This window comes from Pantoea sp. LS15 (assembly GCF_012241585.1).
GTDB lineage: Bacteria > Pseudomonadota > Gammaproteobacteria > Enterobacterales > Enterobacteriaceae > Enterobacter.
Genome location: NZ_JAAVXA010000007.1, coordinates 221,711 through 243,375 on the forward strand (window position 1 = coordinate 221,711; position 21,665 = coordinate 243,375).

Consider the following 21,665-nt stretch of genomic DNA (forward strand, 5'->3'; position numbering starts at 1 on the left):
AATTTTCGTGACATATTCGCGTGAATCCTTCTCCTCCGTCATGCTTAGAAAAACGCATGACGGAGGATGCCATGAAAACCAAAAAACTGACGGAAGCCGACGTAACGTCTGAATCTGTCTTTATGTTACAGCGCCGCCAGATCCTGAAAATGCTTGGCATCAGCGCCACAGCCCTGACGCTTTCCCCAACGGCACACGCCGACCTGCTCGACTGGTTTAAAGGCAACGACAGGCCGAAAGCCCCTTCCGGTGCTCCACTCACCTTTACCAAACCGGCCCAGTGGCAAAACACGCTGACGCTCACACCGGAAGATAAAGTCACCGGCTATAACAACTTCTACGAATTCGGTCTCGACAAGGCCGATCCTGCCGCCAATGCAGGAAGCCTCAAAACCGATCCGTGGACGCTGAAAATTGACGGTGAAGTGGCAAAACCCCTGACGCTGGACCATCACGATCTCACCACCCGCTTCCCGCTCGAAGAACGTATCTACCGCATGCGGTGTGTGGAAGCCTGGTCGATGGTAGTGCCATGGGTTGGCTTCCCGCTGCATAAGCTGCTGGCAATGGCGGAGCCCACCAGCAATGCAAAATATGTCGCTTTCCAGACGCGTTATGCTCCTGACGAGATGCCTGGGCAGAAAGACCGGTTCATCGGCGGTGGGCTTGAGTATCCTTATGTCGAAGGGTTACGCCTCGACGAAGCAATGCATCCGCTTACCCTGCTGACCGTTGGTGTTTACGGCAAAGCGCTTCCACCGCAAAACGGTGCCCCCATTCGTTTAACCGTACCGTGGAAATATGGTTTCAAAGGGATTAAATCTATTGTCAGCATTAAGCTCACCCGCGAACGTCCGCCAACCACCTGGAATCTGGCCGCCCCGGGCGAATACGGTTTCTTCGCCAATGTGAATCCGCATGTGGATCATCCACGCTGGTCGCAGGCAACTGAGCGTTTTATTGGTTCCGGCGGTGCGCTGGACGTGAAGCGCCAGCCGACGCTGCTGTTTAACGGTTATGCGGATGAAGTGGCTTCACTTTACCGTGGTCTCAATTTACGGGAGAACTTCTGAGTGCGTTTAACAGCAAAGCAGATAACCTGGCTGAAAGTGCTGCTCCACCTGGCCGGGTTGCTTCCTTTTATCTGGCTGTTCTGGGCCGCCAGCCAGGGATTCTTTAGCGCAGACCCGGCGAAGGATATCCAGCACTTTACGGGTAGGATGGCTCTGAAATTTTTGCTGGCGACCTTGCTCGTCTCGCCGCTGGCGCGCTACGCTAAACAGCCATTATTGATACGAACTCGTCGGCTTTTGGGGCTATGGTGTTTTGCCTGGGCGACGCTGCATCTCACCAGCTATGCCCTGCTGGAACTGGGAATTAACAATCTGACACTGCTTGGCCGTGAACTGGTGACGCGTCCTTATCTAACACTGGGTATCGTTAGCTGGCTGGTTTTACTGGCGTTAGCGCTGACATCCACGCAATATGCGCAGCGTAAACTGGGCAGACGCTGGCAACTGCTGCACAACTTCGTCTATCTTGTCGCGATCCTCGCACCCATTCATTATCTATGGTCGGTGAAGATCCTCTCGCCGCAGCCAATCCTTTATGCGCTGGTGGCCGTGGCGCTTTTAGTATGGCGTTATAAGAAGTTCCGTCAGTGGTTGCGATAGTTCGCGAAACTGTGCGTTTTCCCGCAGATTACCTGTCAACCGCTAATCTTTTTCGGATAGCGGTTGATAATCTTCCCTGATAAGACCAGTATTTAGCTGCCAAATGCTACGAAATCGTTATAATGTGCGACTTTGGTTCACCCGACAGCGGGTTTAGGCCTCTGAAAAGGTGACAATTGCGTTTCGAAGGTATATTTTGTTTTTTACCGGAAAATCGCAGGAGATAGCAGCACAATGGCTGATAAATTCCATATCTTAGTTTTAAACGGACCGAACCTGAACATGCTCGGTACCCGCGAGCCGGAGAAGTACGGCACGCTAACATTGGGTGAAATTGTTAACCGTCTGGGAACGGAAGCCGCGTCGCTCAATGTGGATTTGGATCATTTTCAGTCAAACGCGGAGTACGCACTCATCGACCGTATTCATCAGGCTAAAGACAATGTGGACTATATCCTGATCAATCCGGCCGCGTTTACGCACACCAGTGTTGCTATCCGCGACGCACTGCTCGCGGTGAGTATCCCGTTTATCGAGATCCACCTGAGTAACGTGCACGCCCGAGAGCCGTTCCGCCACCATTCGTATCTGTCAGATATCGCTGCTGGCGTTATCTGCGGACTGGGCGCTGACGGCTATTCATACGCTTTACAGACAGCGGTAAAACGCTTGTCACAATCACACTAAACAAGAGTACGGAACCCACTCATGGATATTCGTAAGATTAAAAAACTGATCGAGCTGGTTGAAGAATCAGGCATCTCCGAACTGGAAATTTCTGAAGGCGAAGAGTCTGTACGCATCAGCCGTGCAGCACCCGCCGCTAGCTTCCCGGTAATGCAGCAAGCTTATGCTGCGCCAGTGCAGCAGCCTGCGCTTTCCGCAGCCGTTGCGCCAGCCGCTGAAGCCGCACCTGCCGCTGCTGCAGAAATCAGTGGTCACATCGTACGTTCCCCAATGGTTGGTACTTTCTACCGCACCCCGAGCCCGGACGCGAAGGCGTTCATCGAAGTGGGTCAGAAAGTCAACGCAGGCGATACCCTGTGCATCGTTGAAGCGATGAAAATGATGAACCAGATCGAAGCAGACAAATCAGGTACTGTGAAAGCGATTCTGGTCGAAAGTGGTCAGCCGGTTGAATTTGACGAGCCGCTGGTCGTCATCGAGTAACGAGGCGAACATGCTGGATAAAATTGTTATCGCCAACCGCGGCGAGATCGCACTGCGTATTCTTCGTGCCTGTAAAGAACTGGGCATCAAGACTGTCGCTGTGCACTCAAGCGCGGATCGCGATTTAAAACACGTATTGCTGGCGGATGAGACGGTCTGTATTGGCCCGGCTCCGTCCGTAAAAAGCTATCTGAATATCCCGGCTATCATCAGCGCCGCTGAAATCACTGGCGCGGTGGCAATTCATCCGGGTTACGGCTTCCTCTCTGAGAACGCCAACTTTGCTGAGCAGGTTGAACGCTCTGGTTTTATCTTCATCGGCCCGAAAGCTGACACCATCCGCCTGATGGGCGACAAAGTGTCTGCCATCACCGCGATGAAAAAAGCTGGCGTACCAACCGTACCAGGCTCTGACGGCCCTCTGACCGACGACATGGATGCTAACCGTGCGCATGCTAAACGCATTGGCTACCCGGTGATCATCAAGGCGTCTGGCGGCGGCGGCGGTCGCGGTATGCGCGTTGTGCGCAGCGATGCCGAACTGGCACAGTCCATCTCCATGACCAAAGCAGAAGCGAAAGCCGCTTTCAGCAACGACATGGTGTACATGGAAAAATACCTGGAAAACCCACGCCACATCGAAATTCAGGTGCTGGCTGACGGTCAGGGTAACGCAATCTATCTGGCAGAACGTGACTGCTCCATGCAGCGTCGTCACCAGAAAGTGGTCGAAGAAGCACCAGCACCGGGTATTACCCCGGAACTGCGTCGCTACATTGGCGAGCGCTGCTCCAAAGCGTGTGTCGATATCGGCTATCGCGGTGCAGGTACCTTCGAGTTCCTGTTCGAAAACGGCGAGTTCTACTTCATTGAAATGAACACCCGTATTCAGGTTGAACACCCGGTTACCGAAATGATCACCGGCGTTGACCTGATCAAAGAACAGCTGCGTATCGCAGCAGGCCAGCCGCTGTCCATCAAGCAGGAAGAAGTTGTGGTGAAAGGCCATGCGGTAGAATGCCGTATCAACGCCGAAGACCCGAACACCTTCCTGCCAAGCCCGGGTAAAATCACGCGTTTCCACGCGCCGGGTGGCTTTGGTGTGCGTTGGGAGTCTCATATCTACGCCGGTTACACCGTACCGCCGTACTATGACTCAATGATCGGCAAGCTTATCTGCTACGGCGAAAACCGTGACGTGGCGATTGCCCGCATGAAAAATGCCCTGCAAGAGCTGATCATCGACGGTATCAAAACCAACGTTGATCTGCAGATGCGTATTATGAGCGACGAGCATTTCCAGAATGGTGGAACCAACATCCACTATCTGGAGAAGAAACTCGGTCTGAACGAGAAGTAATACAGCATCTTTGCGAAAAGGCCGGATTATCCGGCCTTTTTTATTTCTGGGGCCTGGAAAGCCTCATCATGTACAATCCCCGCTTTCTTCATCCACAAGGGACAAAAAATGGACAAACGTTTTGTTCAGGCCCATAAAGAAGCGCGCTGGGCGCTGTGGCTGACCCTTCTCTATCTTGCCGCATGGTTAGTAACTGCTTACTTACCTGATTCGGCTATTGGCATTACCGGCCTGCCGCACTGGTTTGAAATGGCGTGCCTGCTCATGCCGCTGGTGTTTATTGTTTTGTGCTGGGCAATGGTGAAGTTCATTTATCGCGATATTCCGCTGGAGGACGATGATGCAGCTTGAAGTCATTCTGCCACTGATTGCGTATCTGCTCGTCGTGTTTGGATTGTCGGTTTATGCCATGCGTAAAAGAGCGACGGGCACCTTTCTGAACGAGTATTTTCTTGGCAGCCGCTCCATGGGCGGGGTCGTGCTGGCCATGACACTCACCGCTACCTACATCAGTGCTAGCTCGTTTATCGGCGGCCCAGGTGCAGCCTATAAATACGGGCTAGGATGGGTGCTTTTAGCGATGATCCAGCTGCCCGCAGTCTGGCTCTCGCTGGGTATCCTCGGCAAAAAGTTTGCCATTCTGGCGCGCCGTTACAATGCTGTGACGCTCAACGATATGCTGTTTGCACGTTACCAGAGCCGTTTACTGGTATGGCTGGCAAGTTTAAGTCTGCTGGTGGCCTTTATTGGTGCGATGACGGTGCAGTTTATCGGTGGCGCGCGTCTGCTGGAAACGGCTGCAGGTATCCCTTACGAAACAGGGCTACTGATCTTTGGGATAAGTATCGCGCTGTATACGGCATTTGGTGGCTTCCGCGCCAGTGTACTTAACGACACCATGCAGGGAATGGTGATGCTTATCGGGACGATTGTCCTGCTGGTGGGCATTGTGCACGCTGCGGGTGGCCTGAGCCACGCTGTTGAAACGCTGGAAGCGATCGATCCAAAACTGGTCTCTCCTCAGGGCGCAGATGACATTCTTTCTCCGACCTTTATGACGTCATTCTGGGTACTTGTTTGCTTTGGCGTGATTGGTCTGCCACATACTGCAGTGCGCTGTATCTCGTATAAAGATAGCAAGGCGGTTCATAAAGGCATCATCATTGGTACCATTGTGGTTGCCATTCTGATGTTTGGCATGCATCTGGCGGGTGCATTAGGCCGCGCGGTGATCCCTGATCTCACCGTGCCGGATCTGGTGATCCCTACGCTGATGGTAAAAGTGTTACCGCCATTTGCTGCCGGAATATTCCTTGCCGCACCGATGGCCGCCATCATGTCGACGATCAATGCCCAGTTACTGCAAAGTTCCGCTACGATCATTAAAGATCTCTATCTCAATTTACGTCCTGAACAGGTTGAGAATGAACGACGTCTGAAGCGTATGTCCGCCGTGATTACGCTGGTGCTAGGGGCTTTGCTGCTGTTAGCCGCATGGCGTCCGCCTGAGATGATCATCTGGCTCAACCTGCTCGCGTTTGGTGGTCTCGAAGCTGTTTTCTTGTGGCCGCTGGTGCTTGGTCTCTACTGGGAGCGTGCAAATGCTGCGGGCGCGTTGAGCGGTATGATCGTCGGTGGCGTGCTGTATGCCGTCCTTGCGACATTTAAAATTCAGTATCTGGGCTTCCATCCGATTGTGCCTTCGTTACTGTTAAGTTTGCTGGCGTTTGTGGTGGGGAACCGTTTCGGTCAGCCCGACCCGCAACCCGCTATGATTTCTACTGATAAATAAAGAGTTTTGCCATGCCGTGGATCCAACTAAAACTGAATACAACTGGTGCAAACGCCGAAGAGCTGAGCGATGCGCTGATGGAGGCCGGTTCGGTCTCCATCACCTTCCAGGACACGCATGACACGCCTGTCTTCGAACCACTTCCGGGCGAAACCCGCCTGTGGGGTGATACCGACGTTATTGGCCTGTTTGATGCCGAAACCGACATGAAAGAGGTCGTCGCAATTCTGGAAAACCATCCTCTGCTCGGCGCGGGTTTTGTACACAAAATCGAACAGCTGGAAGACAAAGACTGGGAGCGCGAGTGGATGGATAACTTCCACCCCATGCAGTTCGGCAAACGTCTGTGGATCTGCCCAAGCTGGCGCGACGTTCCGGATGAGAACGCGGTTAACGTGATGCTCGATCCGGGCCTGGCATTTGGTACCGGCACCCACCCAACCACCTCCCTGTGCCTGCAGTGGCTGGATGGTCTGGATCTGGACGGCAAGACGGTGATCGACTTCGGTTGCGGATCCGGGATCCTGGCCATTGCAGCACTGAAACTGGGTGCGGCAAAAGCCATCGGGATCGATATCGATCCGCAGGCAATTCAGGCCAGCCGTGATAACGCCGAGCGTAACGGTGTCTCCGATCGCCTGGAACTGTATCTGCCGGATGCGCAGCCAGAAGCCATGAAAGCCGATGTGGTGGTCGCAAACATTCTGGCAGGCCCATTACGCGAACTGGCTCCGTTAATCAGCGTGCTGCCCGTTGAGGGCGGTCTGCTTGGACTTTCAGGTATCCTGGCAAGCCAGGCTGATAGTGTTTGCGAAGCCTATGCCGATCTCTTTACGCTCGACCCGGTGGTGGAGAAAGAAGAGTGGTGTCGTATTACCGGCCGTAAAAAATAAGCCCTGGGCGTGGTCATCTGGCCACGCCTTATCTCGTTTTGCTGCATAAAACCCCCTCACTCACCTCTGAAGATCTTGTCCTAAAATGAGAGCCAGATCTCAAAGATGGCGGTAAAACTGTTGCTAAAAACAGCAGATTATCCCGCTTCATCGAAGCATTTATTCAGAAATGATGAGAAGTTACGGGAAATTGTAAGCGTACATAAAACAAGCATTATCGCATAACACAATGATTTACATGGTGAATAATTTTTAACAGCGTGATTGAGCGGCGATTCCTTGATCTACAACAGAGGATTGTTCAAAGTTTGGCCTTTCATCTCGTGCGAAAAATGCGTAATATACGCCGCCTTGCAGTCACAGTATGGTCATTTCTTAACTCATGCGCATCGGACACCACCAGCTTAGAAATCGCCTGATCGCAGCCCCTATGGCAGGTATTACCGACCGGCCGTTCAGGACGCTGTGCTATGAGATGGGAGCCGGTTTAACCGTATCCGAGATGATGTCGTCTAACCCGCAGGTATGGGAAAGCGATAAATCCCGCCTTCGGATGGTGCACATTGATGAACCAGGTATCCGCACCGTGCAAATTGCCGGAAGCGTGCCTGAAGAGATGGCAGATGCCGCGCGTATTAACGTGGAAAGTGGTGCCCAGATTATTGATATCAATATGGGTTGCCCGGCCAAAAAAGTGAATCGCAAGCTTGCAGGTTCAGCCCTTCTGCAATACCCCGACCAGGTGAAATCTATCCTGACGGCGGTTGTCAGCGCAGTGGACGTTCCTGTTACGTTGAAGATTCGCACGGGTTGGTCGCCGGAACACCGTAACTGTGTAGAGATTGCCCAACTGGCCGAAGACTGTGGCATTCAGGCCCTGACCATTCATGGACGCACTCGCGCCTGTTTGTTCAATGGTGAAGCTGAATACGACAGCATTCGGGCAGTTAAGCAGAAAGTTTCCATTCCGATTATCGCGAATGGCGACATAACTGACCCGCTTAAAGCCAGGGCTGTACTCGACTATACGGGAGCTGATGCTCTGATGATAGGACGTGCAGCTCAGGGAAGACCCTGGATCTTCCGGGAAATCCAGCATTATCTGGACACTGGGGAGCTGCTTGCCCCGCTGCCTCTGGCAGAGGTTAAGCGCTTGCTTTGTTCGCATGTTCGGGAACTGCATGACCACTACGGTCAGGCAAAAGGGTACCGAATTGCGCGTAAACACGTCTCCTGGTATCTCCAGGAGCACGCTCCAGATGACCAGTTTCGGCGCACATTCAACGCCATAGAGGATGCCAGCGAACAGCTGGAGGCGTTGGAGGCATACTTCGAAAATCTTGCGTAATGAAATAAAGAGCTGACAGAACTATGTTCGAACAACGCGTAAATTCTGACGTACTGACCGTTTCTACCGTTAACTCTCAGGACCAGGTAACTCAAAAGCCCCTGCGTGACTCGGTTAAACAGGCACTGAAGAACTATTTTGCTCAACTGAATGGTCAGGATGTTAATGACCTGTATGAGCTGGTACTGGCTGAAGTTGAACAGCCACTGTTGGACATGGTGATGCAATACACCCGCGGTAACCAAACCCGCGCTGCGCTGATGATGGGTATCAACCGTGGTACTCTGCGTAAGAAACTGAAAAAATACGGCATGAACTAATTTCGATTAGCGAAATGCTTGTTTAAAAAGGCGCTACCTGGCATGGGGATGCGCCTTTTTTATTGCCCGAACCTGTCACCGTCAACGCTTTGTAAACCTTCACTTATCCCGCTTTTAAACCGCGACTTTTCGTGTATATTTCCACCACTTTACTGACTCTCTTCTCGCGGAATGACACAATGATTCGTAAATACTGGTGGCTGGTTGTCTTCGCAATCTCCGTTTTCATTTTCGATGCACTCCTGATGCAGTGGATTGAGCTGATGAGCACCGAAACCGATAAGTGTCGTAATATGAACTCCGTCAATCCGCTCAAATTAGTGAACTGTTCAGAACTCGACTAAGCCTCTTCCCCCGTCAACTCCCTGTTATCTCCTACTAAAAACAGGGATTTAAATCCCTTTGAGCCGTTCCCTTCCGATGATAATGTCTCGCCCTTCTCAACCGCTCTGGCGTAACGTCAAACTCGAGTAGAACCGACCATGCTGGTTAGTCAATTCAACCATATCCTTGTAGTCCTCTCCTTTGTTGTTGCTATCCTTGCCGCGTATACCGCACTGAATATGGCCGCGCGCGTCGCGGGGAGCCAGGGTGTCGCAGCCCGTATCTGGCTGGCTGGCGGTGGTATTGCAATGGGTATTGGCGTGTGGGCTATGCATTTTATCGGCATGCTGGCGATGGACCTCTCCATGAGCATGAGTTACAACGCCAATCTGACGGTGTTATCCATGATCATCGCTGTGGGTTCGTCACTGTTTGCTCTATGGCTCGTCAGCTGCGAGCGATTGCGTTTACGCCGTCTGTTGCCCGGTGCGTTAGTAATGGGAAGTGGCATCGTGGCCATGCATTACACCGGCATGGCAGCGCTGGAGGTCACACCGGGCATTATCTGGGACAAGATATGGGTAGCCATTTCGGTCGCCATTGCACTTGCCGCTTCACTCGCTGCATTGTGGCTGACATTCCGCTTGCGCCAGGAAGCGGCTCAGGTTGTGCTGATGCGCATGGGTGCTGCCATCACCATGGGGATTGCCATTGCAGGTATGCACTACGCCGGAATGAAAGCCGCACAGTTTCCGATGTCGACGATGGTTCACCATGACGGTATTAATGGAAGCTGGCTGGCGGTGCTGGTCAGCGTTGTTGCTCTCTCTATTCTGGGGATCAGCCTGCTGGTATCGATGCTGGATGCCCGCCTTCAGGCGCGTACCGCCCTTCTTGCTTCATCACTTGCCGAAGCGAACCGTGAACTCGCGCAACTGGCACTGCACGATACCCTGACGCGTCTGCCCAACCGTATTCTGCTGGAAGACAGACTCGATCAGGCCATCAGCAAAGCCGACCGTGAAGGCAGCAATTTTGCCCTGATGTTTATGGATCTTGACGGTTTTAAAGCCATCAATGATGCCTACGGCCATGATATCGGTGACAAGTTGCTGGTCGCTGTTACGCAGCGTCTGTTGCATCCTCTGAAAGGTCAATTCACCCTTGCACGTATCGGCGGAGATGAGTTTGTTCTGCTGGCAGAAGGAGAAAGTCCGGACGATGCGGCTTCTCTGGCAAGCTCACTGGTTCGCGCGATTGATAGCCCGTTCAATCTAGATCCTTATGAACTGGTGGTGACACTCAGCATTGGTATCGCTTTTTATCCTCACGATGGCAAAACCGAACGTGAGCTGATGTTTAATGCGGATGCGGCGATGTACCACACCAAACATATGGGGCGAAATGGCTACCACTTCTTCCAGCCCTCCATGAATACCCTGGCGCAGACCCATCTCCAGTTAATGAACGACCTGTGGATGGCTATCGATCGTAATGAGCTCCGCCTGCTTTACCAGCCAAAATTTCACGCACCCGCTGGCCCTGTCCTCGGTTTTGAAGCGTTACTGCGCTGGCAGCACCCTAAGCAAGGATTACTGACGCCAGACCTTTTCCTGCCACTGGCGGAAAAAACGGGGCTCATTATTCCCATCGGTAACTGGGTAATCAATGAAGCCTGTCGCCAGTTGAGGGAATGGCATCTTCAGGGGCATCAAAGCTGGTCGATGGCGGTAAACCTGTCGACATTGCAGTTTGAGCAGCCGTCGCTGGTTAAAACCGTTCTCGACTGCCTGGCGCACCACAATGTGCCACCGGAAATGTTGATCCTCGAAGTGACGGAAACTACAGCAATGAGTAACCCGGATGAGAGTGTACGAGTGTTGACGGAGTTAACGGATGCGGGCGTGAAAGCCTCCATTGATGACTTTGGTACCGGATATTCGAGCCTGCTGTATCTCAAGCGTTTACCGGCCTGTGAATTGAAGATCGACAGAGCATTCGTGAAAGAACTCAGCGGGGAAAGCGAAGATGCAACCATTGTCTCTGCGATTGTGGCCCTCGCAAAAACACTGAATCTGAAAGTCGTGGCTGAAGGTGTAGAAACCGAAGCACAGCAAACCTTTTTGACGAAGCTAGGCTGTAATACCCTTCAGGGTTATCTGTTAGGTAAACCTGTCAGCGCACAGACCATAGAGGCGCTTTGTGCCAGGGGAGAAATGTTACCTGACGCTAAGTAGTAAGCATCATGGGGCGATACTCGGATGACAGGGAGTGTCGCCAGAATGCTATCGACCAGGGCCGGAGCCTGCTGATATAGATTAAAACTGTCGTTATTCATTAACCAGTTTTTAATTATTCCGCTAAAAAAACCGTGGAATACGATCAACGTGAGATCAACATTTACCTGTGCCGAAATGATTTTCCGCGCAATGCATGCCTCCAGCGTGGCACGTAAATAGTCATAATTGAATCCAATACGTTTTCTGATTTCACTCTCTGCAATCATGTCACTACTAAATTCACACTTATGATACAGAATTTGTAAAAGCGCACATTGCCGGGGTTCACGCGCAATATACTGCAAGGCAATAATAAATTGCTCACGAAGCATTAACAATGGATCATCGTTTTCGGAAACAGAAAGTCTGTCGCGAATAATGTCACGAAGCGGTAATTGTTGTTCCCAGATGGCATTAAATATTTCTGCTTTACTGGCAAAGTGCCAATAGATCGCACCGCGCGTAACCTTAGCGGCATCCGCGATATCCGTCAGCGTCGTACTGGCCACGCCACGCATCGCAAACTGTTCAATAGCCGCCTCAATCAGCTGCTGTCGGGTTTGTTGAGCCTCTTCTTTCTTTTTACGCGCCATAGATAACTACTCGTTACTCACAAAATTTATACGTCATACCGGGTTCAGATGAAGGAAAGTATTCACTAAAATCAGTTTTAATTTTGCACAAAAAAAGTCAATTCACTTAATTTATAATTAAGACAAATACATAACCCCTATTAAATTCACCAAATGAATAGCATAAAAAATTAAATCCTATTTACCTGATTAACATGCCAGAAGTATAAGGCTGATTGCACCGGGTCTGATTCTGATTTTTCCAGCATGCCTGGTCATTCGCACTTATAAATTAAAAAACATTAAATACCCTCATTATTATACGCAGCTACATTTTATTTTTATCTCTCTGCCCCAGCTACCGAGCCACGGCAAATATCGGTTAATGGGTATTTAAAGGAACAGTAATGACGAATCATTTCAGACGCTTGCCCTTATCCGGTCTCATTGTCTGTGCGGTATTGCTCACTGGATGCGATGGTCAGGAAAACCAACAACAACATCCACAGGCACCTCAGGTCAGCGTGCATATAGTGAAAAGCGCCCCTCTGGCTGTCACCACTGAACTCCCGGGCAGAACAGATGCATTTCGCGTTGCGGAGGTTCGCCCGCAGGTTAGCGGCATCATCCTGCGTCGCAACTTCACGGAAGGTAGTGATGTAAAAGCAGGTGAGTCACTTTACCAGATTGATCCCGCGACCTGGCAGGCGGCTTATGACAACGCAAAGGCCGAACTGTTAAAGTCTCGGGCAGCAGCGCATATCGCGCATCTGACGGTGAAGCGTTATCTCCCGCTGGTTGGCACACAATATGTCAGCAAACAGGAATACGATCAGGCAGTGGCGACGGCTCAACAGGCAGACGCCAGCGTTGCCGCCGCCCAGGCGGGTGTGGAATCGGCACGTATCAATCTTGCCTATACCAGGGTCACGTCACCTGTCGCTGGTCGCATCGGTAAATCCAGCGTCACCGAGGGCGCGCTTGTCACGAGCGGACAAGCCACCGCTCTGGCAACAGTCCAGCAGCTTGATCCGATTTATGTCGATGTCACCCAGTCCAGCAATGATTTCATGCGCCTGAAACAGACAAGCCTGCAGAAAGGCGACGCCACCAGCGCCGTTGAACTGCTGATGGAGAATGGTCAGCCCTATCCGCTGAAAGGTACATTGCAGTTCTCAGATGTTACCGTCGACGAAAGTACCGGTTCGATTACTCTGCGTGCCATTTTCCCTAATCCTCAACACCTGCTGTTACCCGGTATGTTTGTTCGCGCCCGCATTGATGAAGGCACACAACCGGATGCCATTCTGGTTCCACAGCAAGGCGTGACCCGCACACCGCGAGGCGATGCAACCGTACTGGTGGTAAACAATAAAAACCAGGTGGAGTCGCGTACCGTCGTTGCCCCTCAGGCGATTGGCGATCGGTGGCTGGTGACGGAAGGGCTGAAAAACGGTGATCGCGTGATTGTCAGCGGTTTACAGAAAGTCAGACCGGGGGCTACCGTCGTCGCCACGCCTGATACCACCACGACGCCAGCCGGGTAAGGGACGACGACATGGCTAATTTCTTTATTCAGAGGCCTGTTTTCGCCTGGGTACTTGCCATCATTTTGATGATTGCTGGCGGACTGGCCATTCTCAAGCTTCCCGTCGCGCAGTATCCGACCATTGCCCCTCCCGCCGTTGCCATATCCGCAACCTACCCGGGAGCAGATGCTCAAACGGTGCAGGATACCGTGACCCAGGTTATCGAACAGAATATGAACGGTATTGATAACCTGATGTATATGTCTTCCACCAGCGATTCAGCCGGTAACGTCACCATCACCCTGACTTTCCAGTCAGGAACCGATCCGGACATCGCCCAGGTGCAGGTTCAGAACAAACTGCAACTTGCCATGCCACTGCTACCGCAAGAAGTACAGCAGCAAGGGATTGGCGTTGAGAAATCCAGTAGCAGCTTCCTGCTGGTCGCAGGTTTTGTTTCAGACAACCAAAATCTCACGCAGAACGACATCTCCGACTATGTCGCCTCGAACGTCAAAGATGCTATCAGCCGAACGTCTGGTGTAGGCGATGTCCAGCTGTTTGGTGCCCAGTATGCGATGCGCATCTGGCTCGACAGCAACGCGATGAATAAATACCAGCTGACTCCGCTGGATATTATCAACCAGCTGAAAACGCAGAATGACCAGATAGCGGCAGGCCAGTTGGGAGGGACGCCATCCATCCCAGGACAGCAACTGAATGCCTCGATCATCGCACAAACCCGTCTGAAATCACCGGAAGAGTTTGGTCGCGTGACGCTCAAGGTGAATCAGGACGGCTCGATGGTTCATCTGAAGGATGTGGCTCGCATTGAGCTGGGTGGCGAAAACTACAATATGGTCACTAAAATCAACGGGCAGGCGGCAACTGGTCTGGGGATTAAGCTGGCAACCGGGGCAAATGCACTGGATACGGCAGCAGCCATTAAGAGCAAGCTGGCACAACTGCAACAGTTCTTCCCGCAAGGACTGAAGGTCGTCTACCCGTATGACACCACCCCTTTTGTGAAAATCTCCATCCACGAAGTGGTGAAGACGCTGTTTGAAGCGATCATTCTCGTCTTCCTGGTCATGTACCTGTTCCTGCAAAACCTGCGGGCGACGCTTATCCCGACAATCGCGGTGCCGGTCGTCCTGCTGGGCACTTTTGCGGTGCTGGCAGCATTCGGCTTCTCCATCAATACCCTCACAATGTTCGGGATGGTGCTGGCGATAGGTCTGCTGGTTGATGACGCTATCGTGGTTGTCGAGAACGTTGAACGTGTCATGGTTGAAGACAAACTGCCGCCAAAAGAGGCAACGCAGAAATCAATGAGGCAGATCCAGGGTGCACTGGTGGGTATAGCCATGGTGCTCTCAGCGGTCTTTATTCCGATGGCCTTTTTTGGCGGTTCGACGGGGGCGATCTATCGCCAGTTCTCACTGACTATCGTCTCGGCGATGGCGCTGTCCGTGCTGGTCGCGCTGATCCTGACGCCAGCGCTGTGTGCGACATTGCTTAAGCCAGTTTCCAGCGACCACCATGAGAAAAAAGGTGGCTTCTTTGGCTGGTTTAATGCGCGCTTTGATAAGAGCGTGGAGCACTACAGCAACAGCGTGAGCGGTATTTTGCGTAAGACCGGTCGCTATCTGGTGGTGTACGTCATTATTGTCGGTGGGATGGCGGTGCTCTTCCTGCGTTTACCCACTTCCTTCCTGCCCGAAGAGGATCAGGGGGTGTTTATGACGATGGTTCAACTCCCGGCAGGTGCGACCCAGACGCGGACTCAGCAGGTCCTCGATCAGGTTCAGAACTACTATCTGAATGACGAGAAGGCAAATGTTGAGTCCGTCTTTACCGTTAACGGCTTTAGCTTCAGCGGCCAGGGCCAGAACTCCGGTATCGCGTTCGTCAGCCTGAAGCCCTGGGAGGAGCGTCCGGGGGAGAAAAATGGCGTCGAGGCTATTGTCGGTCGCGCGACCAAAGCCTTCAGTCAGATTAAAGATGGCCTTGTGTTCCCGTTTAACCTGCCTGCGATCATTGAGCTGGGTACCGCTACGGGCTTCGACTTTGAGTTGATTGATCAGGCTAACCTGGGACATACCCAACTAACCCAGGCACGCAATCAACTACTCGGCATGGTGAAAGAGCATCCTGACCTGCTGGTTCGTGTGCGCCCTAACGGTCTGGAAGATACCCCTCAGTTCAAACTGGATGTTGACCAGGAGAAAGCACAGGCGTTAGGTGTCAGCCTTTCTGACGTTAACCAGACGATCTCGACGGCGTTGGGTGGCACCTATGTGAACGACTTTATCGATCATGGTCGCGTGAAAAAGGTTTACGTGCAGGCCGATGCCCGATTCCGTATGCTGCCAGGGGACATTAACAGCCTCTACGTGCGCAGCGCGAATGGGGAAATGGTCCCGTTCTCAGCCTTTAGCAACGCTCACTGGGTTTATGGTTCGCCCCGCCTGGAGCGCTATAACGGGATGCCCTCCATGGAGATCCTCGGTGAGTCTGCACCGGGTAAAAGTACCGGTGAAGCGATGGCTATGTTGGAGAGTCTTGCCGCAAAACTGCCCTCCGGCATCGGCTATGACTGGACTGGTATGTCATACCAGGAGCGGCTTTCCGGTAACCAGGCGCCTGCACTGTATGCTATTTCATTGATAGTGGTGTTCCTGTGTCTGGCTGCCCTGTACGAAAGCTGGTCCATTCCCTTCTCCGTCATGCTGGTAGTGCCACTGGGTGTCATTGGGGCTCTTCTCGCAGCGTCATTGCGTGGGCTAAACAATGACGTCTATTTCCAGGTCGGTCTGCTGACAACGATTGGTTTATCGGCGAAAAACGCCATCCTGATCGTCGAATTTGCTAAAGACCTGATGGATAAAGAAGGTAAAGGCCTCATTGAAGCCACACTGGAAGCCTCAAGAATGCGCCTTCGACCGATCCTGATGACGTCCCTTGCCTTTATTCTGGGTGTCATGCCACTGGTGATCAGCACCGGGGCCGGGAGCGGCGCGCAAAACGCCGTCGGCACAGGCGTCATGGGTGGGATGCTTTCCGCCACTCTTCTGGCGATTTTCTTCGTGCCGGTCTTCTTTGTGGTTGTCCGGCGACGGTTTACTCGCCATAAGGATTAATTTTTCCCTGAAAGGCACCTCTGGTGCCTTTTTTATTTTTTAATGTAAACAAGGAATTAGACATTACAAAATAACAACCTTAAAAAACGCTTATTTGCATTAAGTAAGAACAGCTTCTTGCGACTTCACAATTCCTCCATTAATTCCTCCTGCAAACGACTTTTCTCCACGATTTTTACAAACTACATAATTTGAGATTATTCCTCGTGTAACGAGGACTTACCCTGGTGGTAAAATAACCTCCAGTTCGTTAATAGCCCTCCTGGCTTTATAGCGAATGAGAAATAATACTGAGGTAACATCATGAAAAGATTCATTTCCGTTGCACTACTCGCTGCGCTGCTTGCTGGTTGCGCGCACGATTCCCCATGTGTGCCGGTTTACGACGACCAGGGCCGACTGGTTCATACCAATACCTGTATGAAAGGCACCACCCAGGATAACTGGGAGACTGCAGGCGCTATTGCCGGTGGTGCTGCCGCAGTCGCGGGCTTGACGCTGGGTATCGTTGCCCTGACTAAGTAACATCTGTTCAGAAAGCGCGGCTTTGGCCGCGCTTTTGCTTTTAATTAGTGCAATATTTTCAAATAAGTAAAAAAATAGCCCCGTCTTTATCCGCATGATTAATTCAAGCCTGAAGGCAATCACATCTTTTTAGTGAATCCATTTAAATTGCACACTCTATCGTGATGATTTTCACATAGTAATAGCATTTAATACCCTGCCAATATTCACACCTGAAACTATCTGTTCTTCCCATCCAAATGGCATTGAAACTTTTGCTCCGATTTGTGGCACAGGTTGTAATTTCGCACTGTTTCGGGGCGCTCGTTTTATTTAAGCCTGTCTACACTCTGCATTATGCGTTCACTTATCACTTATTTTGTTGGACGCAAAACCTGGCATTACGTTTGCTTTATAAACGTTGGCCAAAGCCACAGACAGGTAAAGCGTTTAAAACGCCTCTATAACGATAAATTTCGCCACACAGGATGCATTATGAAAAAGACGATGATAGCCAGCCTGGCCGCTGCAGGCATGTTGTTTGCTGTAGCCGGTCAAGCCCATGCGGGAACGACACTGGATGCCGTTAAAAAGAAAGGTTTTGTTCAATGTGGTATCAGTGACGGTTTGCCTGGCTTCTCTTATGCCGATGCTAATGGCAAATTTACCGGGATTGATGTGGATGTCTGCCGTGGCGTCGCCGCTGCCGTTTTTGGCGATGACAGCAAAGTAAAATATACCCCACTGACAGCGAAAGAACGCTTTACGGCACTGCAGTCCGGCGAAGTTGACATGCTCTCCCGTAATACGACCTGGACCTCTTCCCGTGATGCAGGTATGGGGATGTCATTTACTGGCGTCACCTATTATGACGGTATCGGCTTCCTCACCCACAATAAAGCCGGCCTGAAAAGTGCCAAAGAACTGGATGGGGCGACTGTTTGTATTCAGGCAGGTACCGATACCGAGCTGAACGTCGCAGATTATTTCAAAGCCAATAACATGAAATACACCCCTGTCACATTCGACCGCTCGGATGAATCGGCCAAAGCGCTGGAATCTGGTCGTTGTGACACACTGGCCTCTGACCAGTCACAGCTGTATGCGTTACGTATTAAGCTGAGCAACCCAGCGGAGTGGATTGTCCTGCCGGAAGTGATCTCGAAAGAACCTCTTGGACCGGTTGTCCGTCGTGGCGATGAAGACTGGTTCTCCATCGTTCGCTGGACGCTGTTTGCCATGCTGAACGCGGAAGAAATGGGCATCAACTCGAAAAACGTCGATGAGAAAGCCGCTAACCCGTCCACCCCGGATATGGCTCACCTGCTGGGTAAAGAGGGCGATTTCGGCAAAGATCTGAAGCTGGATAACAAGTGGGCTTACAACATCATCAAAAAGGTGGGCAACTACTCTGAGATCTTTGAGCGCAACGTGGGATCGGAAAGCCCTCTGAAGATCAAACGCGGCCAGAACAACCTCTGGAACAACGGCGGTATTCAGTACGCTCCACCAGTACGTTAAGTCATTGCTGTAACGGGCACTGCGAAAGTGGTGCCCACTCCAGAGTCATGGTTACTGAGGTTTCTTTATGTCCCATCGCCGCTCAGCCGTAAAAGGATCGCTATCCTTTTCTCATCCCGCGGTCCGCGCCTGGTTATTCCAGATTATTGCTATTGTTGCGGTTGTTCTCATCGCCGTATATCTCATCCATAACACTATAACCAACCTGAATAATCGCGGTATTACCTCCGGTTTTGCGTTTTTAGATCGCAGCGCAGGGTTTGGTATTGTTCAGCATCTTATTGATTACCAGGAAGGTGACACGTACGGACGCGTGTTCGTGGTCGGTTTACTGAATACGCTGCTGGTATCGGCGCTTTGTATCGTCTTTGCTTCAATACTGGGTTTCTTTATTGGCCTGGCGCGTCTTTCTGAAAACTGGCTTCTGCGAAAACTTTCGACTGTTTATATCGAGACGTTCCGCAATATCCCCCCACTCCTGCAGATCTTCTTCTGGTATTTCGCCGTACTGCGTAACCTTCCCGGTCCACGCCAGGCCGTCGACGCGTTTGATCTGTTTTTCCTGAGTAACCGAGGGTTGTCCATTCCTTCTCCTCTACCAGGTGAAGGGCTGTACGCTTTCATTTTCGCGATAGTGTTAGCGCTTGCTCTCTCTGTTGGAGTATTCCGCTTTAACCGCAAGCATCAGATAAAAACTGGCCAGCTTCGTAAAACCTGGCCAACGGCTGCAGTCTTGATCATCGGCCTGCCGCTTTTGACACACTGGCTCTTTGGTGCCGCACTACACTGGGATATTCCGCATCTGCGTGGCTTTAACTTCCAGGGCGGGATGGTATTGATCCCTGAACTGGCATCCCTGACGCTGGCACTTTCGATTTATACGTCCGCCTTTATTGCTGAGATTATCCGTTCAGGGATCCAGGCCGTACCACATGGACAACACGAGGCAGCACGCTCTCTGGGGTTGCCCCATACCGTGACGCTTCGCCAGGTCATCATTCCTCAGGCATTAAGGGTCATCATTCCGCCCCTGACCAGCCAGTATCTCAATATTGTCAAAAACTCATCGCTGGCCGCTGCCATTGGTTACCCCGATATGGTGTCACTGTTCGCCGGAACCGTGCTTAACCAGACCGGGCAAGCCATTGAAACCATCGCCATCACCATGTCTGTCTATCTGATCATCAGCCTGGTGATTTCATTGCTGATGAACCTCTATAACCGTCGTATAGCACTGGTCGAGCGCTAAGGAACTATGATGACAAAAGCGATACTGTCGCACTCCTCGCGCCCTGCCCATTCGACAGGTGGACGTTTCATTCTCTGGGCGCGTAAGAATCTGTTCTCCAGTTGGAGCAACAGCCTGCTGACGATTGTCTGCCTGTGGCTCATGTGGGAATTGATTCCTCCCCTGCTGAACTGGGCGTTTTTACAGGCCAACTGGGTCGGTTCAACCCGTGCAGACTGCACAAAATCCGGTGCCTGCTGGGTGTTCATTCATGAGCGTTTCGGGCAATTCATGTATGGATTGTATCCGCACGAACAACGCTGGCGGATTAATCTGGCGCTGGTTATTGGCCTGCTCTCAATCGCTATCATGTTCTGGAAAAAGCTGCCTCATCGTGGACGCTATATTGCCGTCTGGGCAGTGGTCTATCCGATTATTGTCTGGGTGCTGTTGTATGGCGGTTTCCTGGGGCTGGAACGCGTTGAAACCCGCCAGTGGGGCGGTCTAACGTTAACGCTGATTATCGCTTCAGTGGGGATAGCCGGTGCTCTGCCGTGGGGGATTTTACTTGCCCTGGGACGGCGTTCAAAAATGCCAGTCGTGCGTGTCCTTTCCGTTATTTTCATTGAGTTCTGGCGCGGTGTACCGCTTATCACCGTTCTGTTTATGTCGTCGGTCATGCTGCCGCTGTTTATGGCAGAAGGTACAACGATCGACAAACTGATCCGTGCCCTGGTCGGGGTGATTCTCTTCCAGTCCGCCTATGTCGCTGAAGTTGTACGTGGTGGTCTGCAAGCATTGCCTAAAGGTCAGTATGAAGCAGCAGAATCACTGGCACTCGGCTACTGGAAAACGCAGGGGCTGGTCATTCTTCCCCAGGCACTCAAGCTGGTTATCCCGGGTCTGGTTAACACGATCATTGCCCTTTTCAAGGATACCAGCCTTGTGATCATCATCGGATTGTTCGATCTCTTTAGCAGTGTGCAACAGGCGACCGTTGACCCTGTCTGGCTGGGGATGTCCACCGAAGGATATGTCTTTGCTGCCCTAATCTACTGGATCTTTTGTTTTAGCATGTCGCGCTATAGCCAGCATCTGGAAAAGCGCTTTAACACCGGGCGTACACCGCACTGAGGAAATTATGAGCCAAATTACTATGACACCCGCTGACGCGATGATTACGCTGGAAGACGTTAATAAATGGTACGGACAGTTTCATGTCCTGAAAGACATCAACCTGAAAGTTAAACAGGGCGAACGAATTGTACTTTGTGGACCTTCAGGTTCAGGTAAATCCACGACAATTCGCTGTATTAACCACCTTGAAGAACATCAACAGGGGCGTATTGTTGTTGATGGTATTGAGCTGAATGAAGATATCCGCAATATCGAACGTGTTCGTCAGGAAGTAGGAATGGTGTTTCAGCACTTTAATTTGTTCCCACATCTGACCGTTCTGCAAAACTGTACGCTTGCACCAATTTGGGTACGAAAGATGCCGAAAAAGGAAGCAGAGGCGCTGGCAATGCACTATCTGGAACGCGTCCGCATTGCAGAACATGCCAATAAATTTCCTGGCCAGATATCGGGTGGCCAACAGCAGCGTGTAGCTATCGCCCGCTCGCTGTGTATGAAACCTAAAATCATGCTGTTTGATGAGCCTACCTCAGCACTGGATCCTGAAATGGTGAAGGAAGTACTGGATACTATGATTGGGTTGGCACAATCCGGGATGACCATGTTGTGCGTGACACATGAAATGGGATTTGCCAGAACCGTAGCAGACCGGGTGATCTTCATGGATCGTGGCGAGATTGTCGAGCAGGCACCGCCAGATGAGTTCTTTGCTCATCCGAAGTCAGAACGCACACGGACCTTCTTGTCGCAGGTGATTCATTAGTCGTTCTCTCTGCCGGGTGGGGGCTTCGCCTTGCCCGGCCTACAGTGTTTTCGGCGTGAAACGCAAAAAGGCCATCCTTTCGGATGGCCTTTTCACTTATTTGATGTCT

Annotated in this window: 20 protein-coding genes; 19 read left to right on the forward strand and 1 reads right to left on the reverse strand. The window is 51.6% G+C overall.

Features of this window, described 5'->3' with window-relative positions; genetic code table 11:
- Nucleotides 1–71: 71 nt before the first annotated feature.
- The 12 genes from msrP (at nt 72) to HED65_RS13085 (ending at nt 11,117) form a co-directional block, all read left to right on the forward strand.
- The gene (gene msrP / locus HED65_RS13030) at nt 72–1,073 is read left to right on the forward strand and encodes a protein-methionine-sulfoxide reductase catalytic subunit MsrP (protein WP_114978880.1); all 1,002 of its coding nucleotides are present in this window, start codon (nt 72–74) and stop codon (nt 1,071–1,073) included.
- Nucleotides 1,074–1,673: a protein-methionine-sulfoxide reductase heme-binding subunit MsrQ gene (gene msrQ, locus HED65_RS13035; RefSeq protein ID WP_114978881.1), complete on the forward strand. Its 600-nt coding sequence runs from the start codon at nt 1,074–1,076 to the stop codon at nt 1,671–1,673.
- 234 nt (nt 1,674–1,907) lie between these two features.
- On the forward strand, nt 1,908–2,360 hold the full coding sequence (gene aroQ, locus HED65_RS13040) for a type II 3-dehydroquinate dehydratase (protein ID WP_114978882.1): 453 nt from the start codon (nt 1,908–1,910) through the stop codon (nt 2,358–2,360).
- Nucleotides 2,361–2,381: 21 nt separating this feature from the next.
- Nucleotides 2,382–2,843, forward strand: a complete 462-nt coding sequence (gene accB / locus HED65_RS13045) for an acetyl-CoA carboxylase biotin carboxyl carrier protein (RefSeq protein WP_014171866.1) — start codon at nt 2,382–2,384, stop codon at nt 2,841–2,843.
- Nucleotides 2,844–2,853: 10 nt separating this feature from the next.
- Nucleotides 2,854–4,203, forward strand: a complete 1,350-nt coding sequence (gene accC, locus HED65_RS13050; RefSeq protein ID WP_023333644.1) for an acetyl-CoA carboxylase biotin carboxylase subunit — start codon at nt 2,854–2,856, stop codon at nt 4,201–4,203.
- A 108-nt stretch (nt 4,204–4,311) separates the two neighbouring features.
- Complete coding sequence (locus HED65_RS13055; RefSeq protein WP_114978883.1) at nt 4,312–4,554, forward strand: YhdT family protein; 243 nt, start codon at nt 4,312–4,314, stop codon at nt 4,552–4,554.
- Entirely contained in the window at nt 4,544–5,995 is a 1,452-nt protein-coding gene (panF, locus tag HED65_RS13060) for a sodium/pantothenate symporter (RefSeq protein ID WP_114978884.1), read from the forward strand. The genes HED65_RS13055 and panF overlap by 11 nt, the downstream gene beginning before the upstream one ends.
- An 11-nt stretch (nt 5,996–6,006) precedes the next feature.
- Nucleotides 6,007–6,888 carry a 50S ribosomal protein L11 methyltransferase gene (gene prmA / locus HED65_RS13065; protein WP_114978885.1) on the forward strand — a complete coding sequence of 294 codons (882 nt, stop codon included), beginning with the start codon at nt 6,007–6,009 and terminating at the stop codon, nt 6,886–6,888.
- Between the two features lie 382 nt (nt 6,889–7,270).
- Nucleotides 7,271–8,236, forward strand: a complete 966-nt coding sequence (gene dusB / locus HED65_RS13070) for a tRNA dihydrouridine synthase DusB (protein WP_014885445.1) — start codon at nt 7,271–7,273, stop codon at nt 8,234–8,236.
- Between the two features lie 23 nt (nt 8,237–8,259).
- Entirely contained in the window at nt 8,260–8,556 is a 297-nt protein-coding gene (gene fis / locus HED65_RS13075; protein WP_000462905.1) for a DNA-binding transcriptional regulator Fis, read from the forward strand.
- 179 nt (nt 8,557–8,735) lie between these two features.
- The gene (locus HED65_RS13080; protein WP_114978886.1) at nt 8,736–8,900 is read left to right on the forward strand and encodes a DUF2556 family protein; all 165 of its coding nucleotides are present in this window, start codon (nt 8,736–8,738) and stop codon (nt 8,898–8,900) included.
- A gap of 138 nt (nt 8,901–9,038) precedes the next feature.
- Nucleotides 9,039–11,117, forward strand: coding sequence for a putative bifunctional diguanylate cyclase/phosphodiesterase (locus HED65_RS13085; protein WP_114978887.1), 2,079 nt, complete (start codon nt 9,039–9,041; stop codon nt 11,115–11,117).
- On the opposite strand, the gene envR is transcribed toward HED65_RS13085, so the two are convergent.
- Nucleotides 11,036–11,752 carry an acrEF/envCD operon transcriptional regulator gene (gene envR, locus HED65_RS13090; protein ID WP_114978888.1) on the reverse strand — a complete coding sequence of 239 codons (717 nt, stop codon included), beginning with the start codon at nt 11,750–11,752 and terminating at the stop codon, nt 11,036–11,038. The genes HED65_RS13085 and envR overlap by 82 nt on opposite strands.
- 386 nt (nt 11,753–12,138) lie before the next feature.
- Here envR and HED65_RS13095 point away from each other — a divergent pair, with 386 nt between their 5' ends.
- From HED65_RS13095 to HED65_RS13125, 7 genes are all read left to right on the forward strand, one after another.
- Nucleotides 12,139–13,278 (forward strand): efflux RND transporter periplasmic adaptor subunit, encoded by a 1,140-nt coding sequence (locus HED65_RS13095; protein WP_114978889.1) that lies wholly within the window; start codon nt 12,139–12,141, stop codon nt 13,276–13,278.
- An 11-nt stretch (nt 13,279–13,289) separates the two neighbouring features.
- Nucleotides 13,290–16,403 (forward strand): efflux RND transporter permease subunit, encoded by a 3,114-nt coding sequence (locus HED65_RS13100; RefSeq protein WP_114978890.1) that lies wholly within the window; start codon nt 13,290–13,292, stop codon nt 16,401–16,403.
- A 303-nt stretch (nt 16,404–16,706) separates the two neighbouring features.
- Nucleotides 16,707–16,928 (forward strand): lipoprotein, encoded by a 222-nt coding sequence (locus HED65_RS13105; RefSeq protein WP_008502867.1) that lies wholly within the window; start codon nt 16,707–16,709, stop codon nt 16,926–16,928.
- 474 nt (nt 16,929–17,402) lie between these two features.
- Nucleotides 17,403–18,428, forward strand: coding sequence for an amino acid ABC transporter substrate-binding protein (locus tag HED65_RS13110; RefSeq protein WP_114978891.1), 1,026 nt, complete (start codon nt 17,403–17,405; stop codon nt 18,426–18,428).
- A 67-nt stretch (nt 18,429–18,495) separates the two neighbouring features.
- Nucleotides 18,496–19,677 carry an amino acid ABC transporter permease gene (locus HED65_RS13115; protein ID WP_114978892.1) on the forward strand — a complete coding sequence of 394 codons (1,182 nt, stop codon included), beginning with the start codon at nt 18,496–18,498 and terminating at the stop codon, nt 19,675–19,677.
- A gap of 9 nt (nt 19,678–19,686) precedes the next feature.
- Nucleotides 19,687–20,790, forward strand: coding sequence for an amino acid ABC transporter permease (locus HED65_RS13120; RefSeq protein ID WP_049007524.1), 1,104 nt, complete (start codon nt 19,687–19,689; stop codon nt 20,788–20,790).
- Nucleotides 20,791–20,797: 7 nt separating this feature from the next.
- Nucleotides 20,798–21,556: an amino acid ABC transporter ATP-binding protein gene (locus HED65_RS13125; protein WP_114978893.1), complete on the forward strand. Its 759-nt coding sequence runs from the start codon at nt 20,798–20,800 to the stop codon at nt 21,554–21,556.
- Nucleotides 21,557–21,665: the final 109 nt, after the last annotated feature.

Coding starts and splice junctions, on each gene's coding strand:
- msrP (WP_114978880.1), top strand. CDS start 72: ATGAAAACCAAAAAACTGACGGAAGCCGACGTAACGTCTGAATCTGTC.
- aroQ (WP_114978882.1), top strand. CDS start 1,908: ATGGCTGATAAATTCCATATCTTAGTTTTAAACGGACCGAACCTGAAC.
- accB (WP_014171866.1), top strand. CDS start 2,382: ATGGATATTCGTAAGATTAAAAAACTGATCGAGCTGGTTGAAGAATCA.
- accC (WP_023333644.1), top strand. CDS start 2,854: ATGCTGGATAAAATTGTTATCGCCAACCGCGGCGAGATCGCACTGCGT.
- HED65_RS13055 (WP_114978883.1), top strand. CDS start 4,312: ATGGACAAACGTTTTGTTCAGGCCCATAAAGAAGCGCGCTGGGCGCTG.
- panF (WP_114978884.1), top strand. CDS start 4,544: ATGCAGCTTGAAGTCATTCTGCCACTGATTGCGTATCTGCTCGTCGTG.
- prmA (WP_114978885.1), top strand. CDS start 6,007: ATGCCGTGGATCCAACTAAAACTGAATACAACTGGTGCAAACGCCGAA.
- dusB (WP_014885445.1), top strand. CDS start 7,271: ATGCGCATCGGACACCACCAGCTTAGAAATCGCCTGATCGCAGCCCCT.
- fis (WP_000462905.1), top strand. CDS start 8,260: ATGTTCGAACAACGCGTAAATTCTGACGTACTGACCGTTTCTACCGTT.
- HED65_RS13080 (WP_114978886.1), top strand. CDS start 8,736: ATGATTCGTAAATACTGGTGGCTGGTTGTCTTCGCAATCTCCGTTTTC.
- HED65_RS13085 (WP_114978887.1), top strand. CDS start 9,039: ATGCTGGTTAGTCAATTCAACCATATCCTTGTAGTCCTCTCCTTTGTT.
- envR (WP_114978888.1), bottom strand. CDS start 11,752: ATGGCGCGTAAAAAGAAAGAAGAGGCTCAACAAACCCGACAGCAGCTG.
- HED65_RS13095 (WP_114978889.1), top strand. CDS start 12,139: ATGACGAATCATTTCAGACGCTTGCCCTTATCCGGTCTCATTGTCTGT.
- HED65_RS13100 (WP_114978890.1), top strand. CDS start 13,290: ATGGCTAATTTCTTTATTCAGAGGCCTGTTTTCGCCTGGGTACTTGCC.
- HED65_RS13105 (WP_008502867.1), top strand. CDS start 16,707: ATGAAAAGATTCATTTCCGTTGCACTACTCGCTGCGCTGCTTGCTGGT.
- HED65_RS13110 (WP_114978891.1), top strand. CDS start 17,403: ATGAAAAAGACGATGATAGCCAGCCTGGCCGCTGCAGGCATGTTGTTT.
- HED65_RS13115 (WP_114978892.1), top strand. CDS start 18,496: ATGTCCCATCGCCGCTCAGCCGTAAAAGGATCGCTATCCTTTTCTCAT.
- HED65_RS13120 (WP_049007524.1), top strand. CDS start 19,687: ATGACAAAAGCGATACTGTCGCACTCCTCGCGCCCTGCCCATTCGACA.
- HED65_RS13125 (WP_114978893.1), top strand. CDS start 20,798: ATGAGCCAAATTACTATGACACCCGCTGACGCGATGATTACGCTGGAA.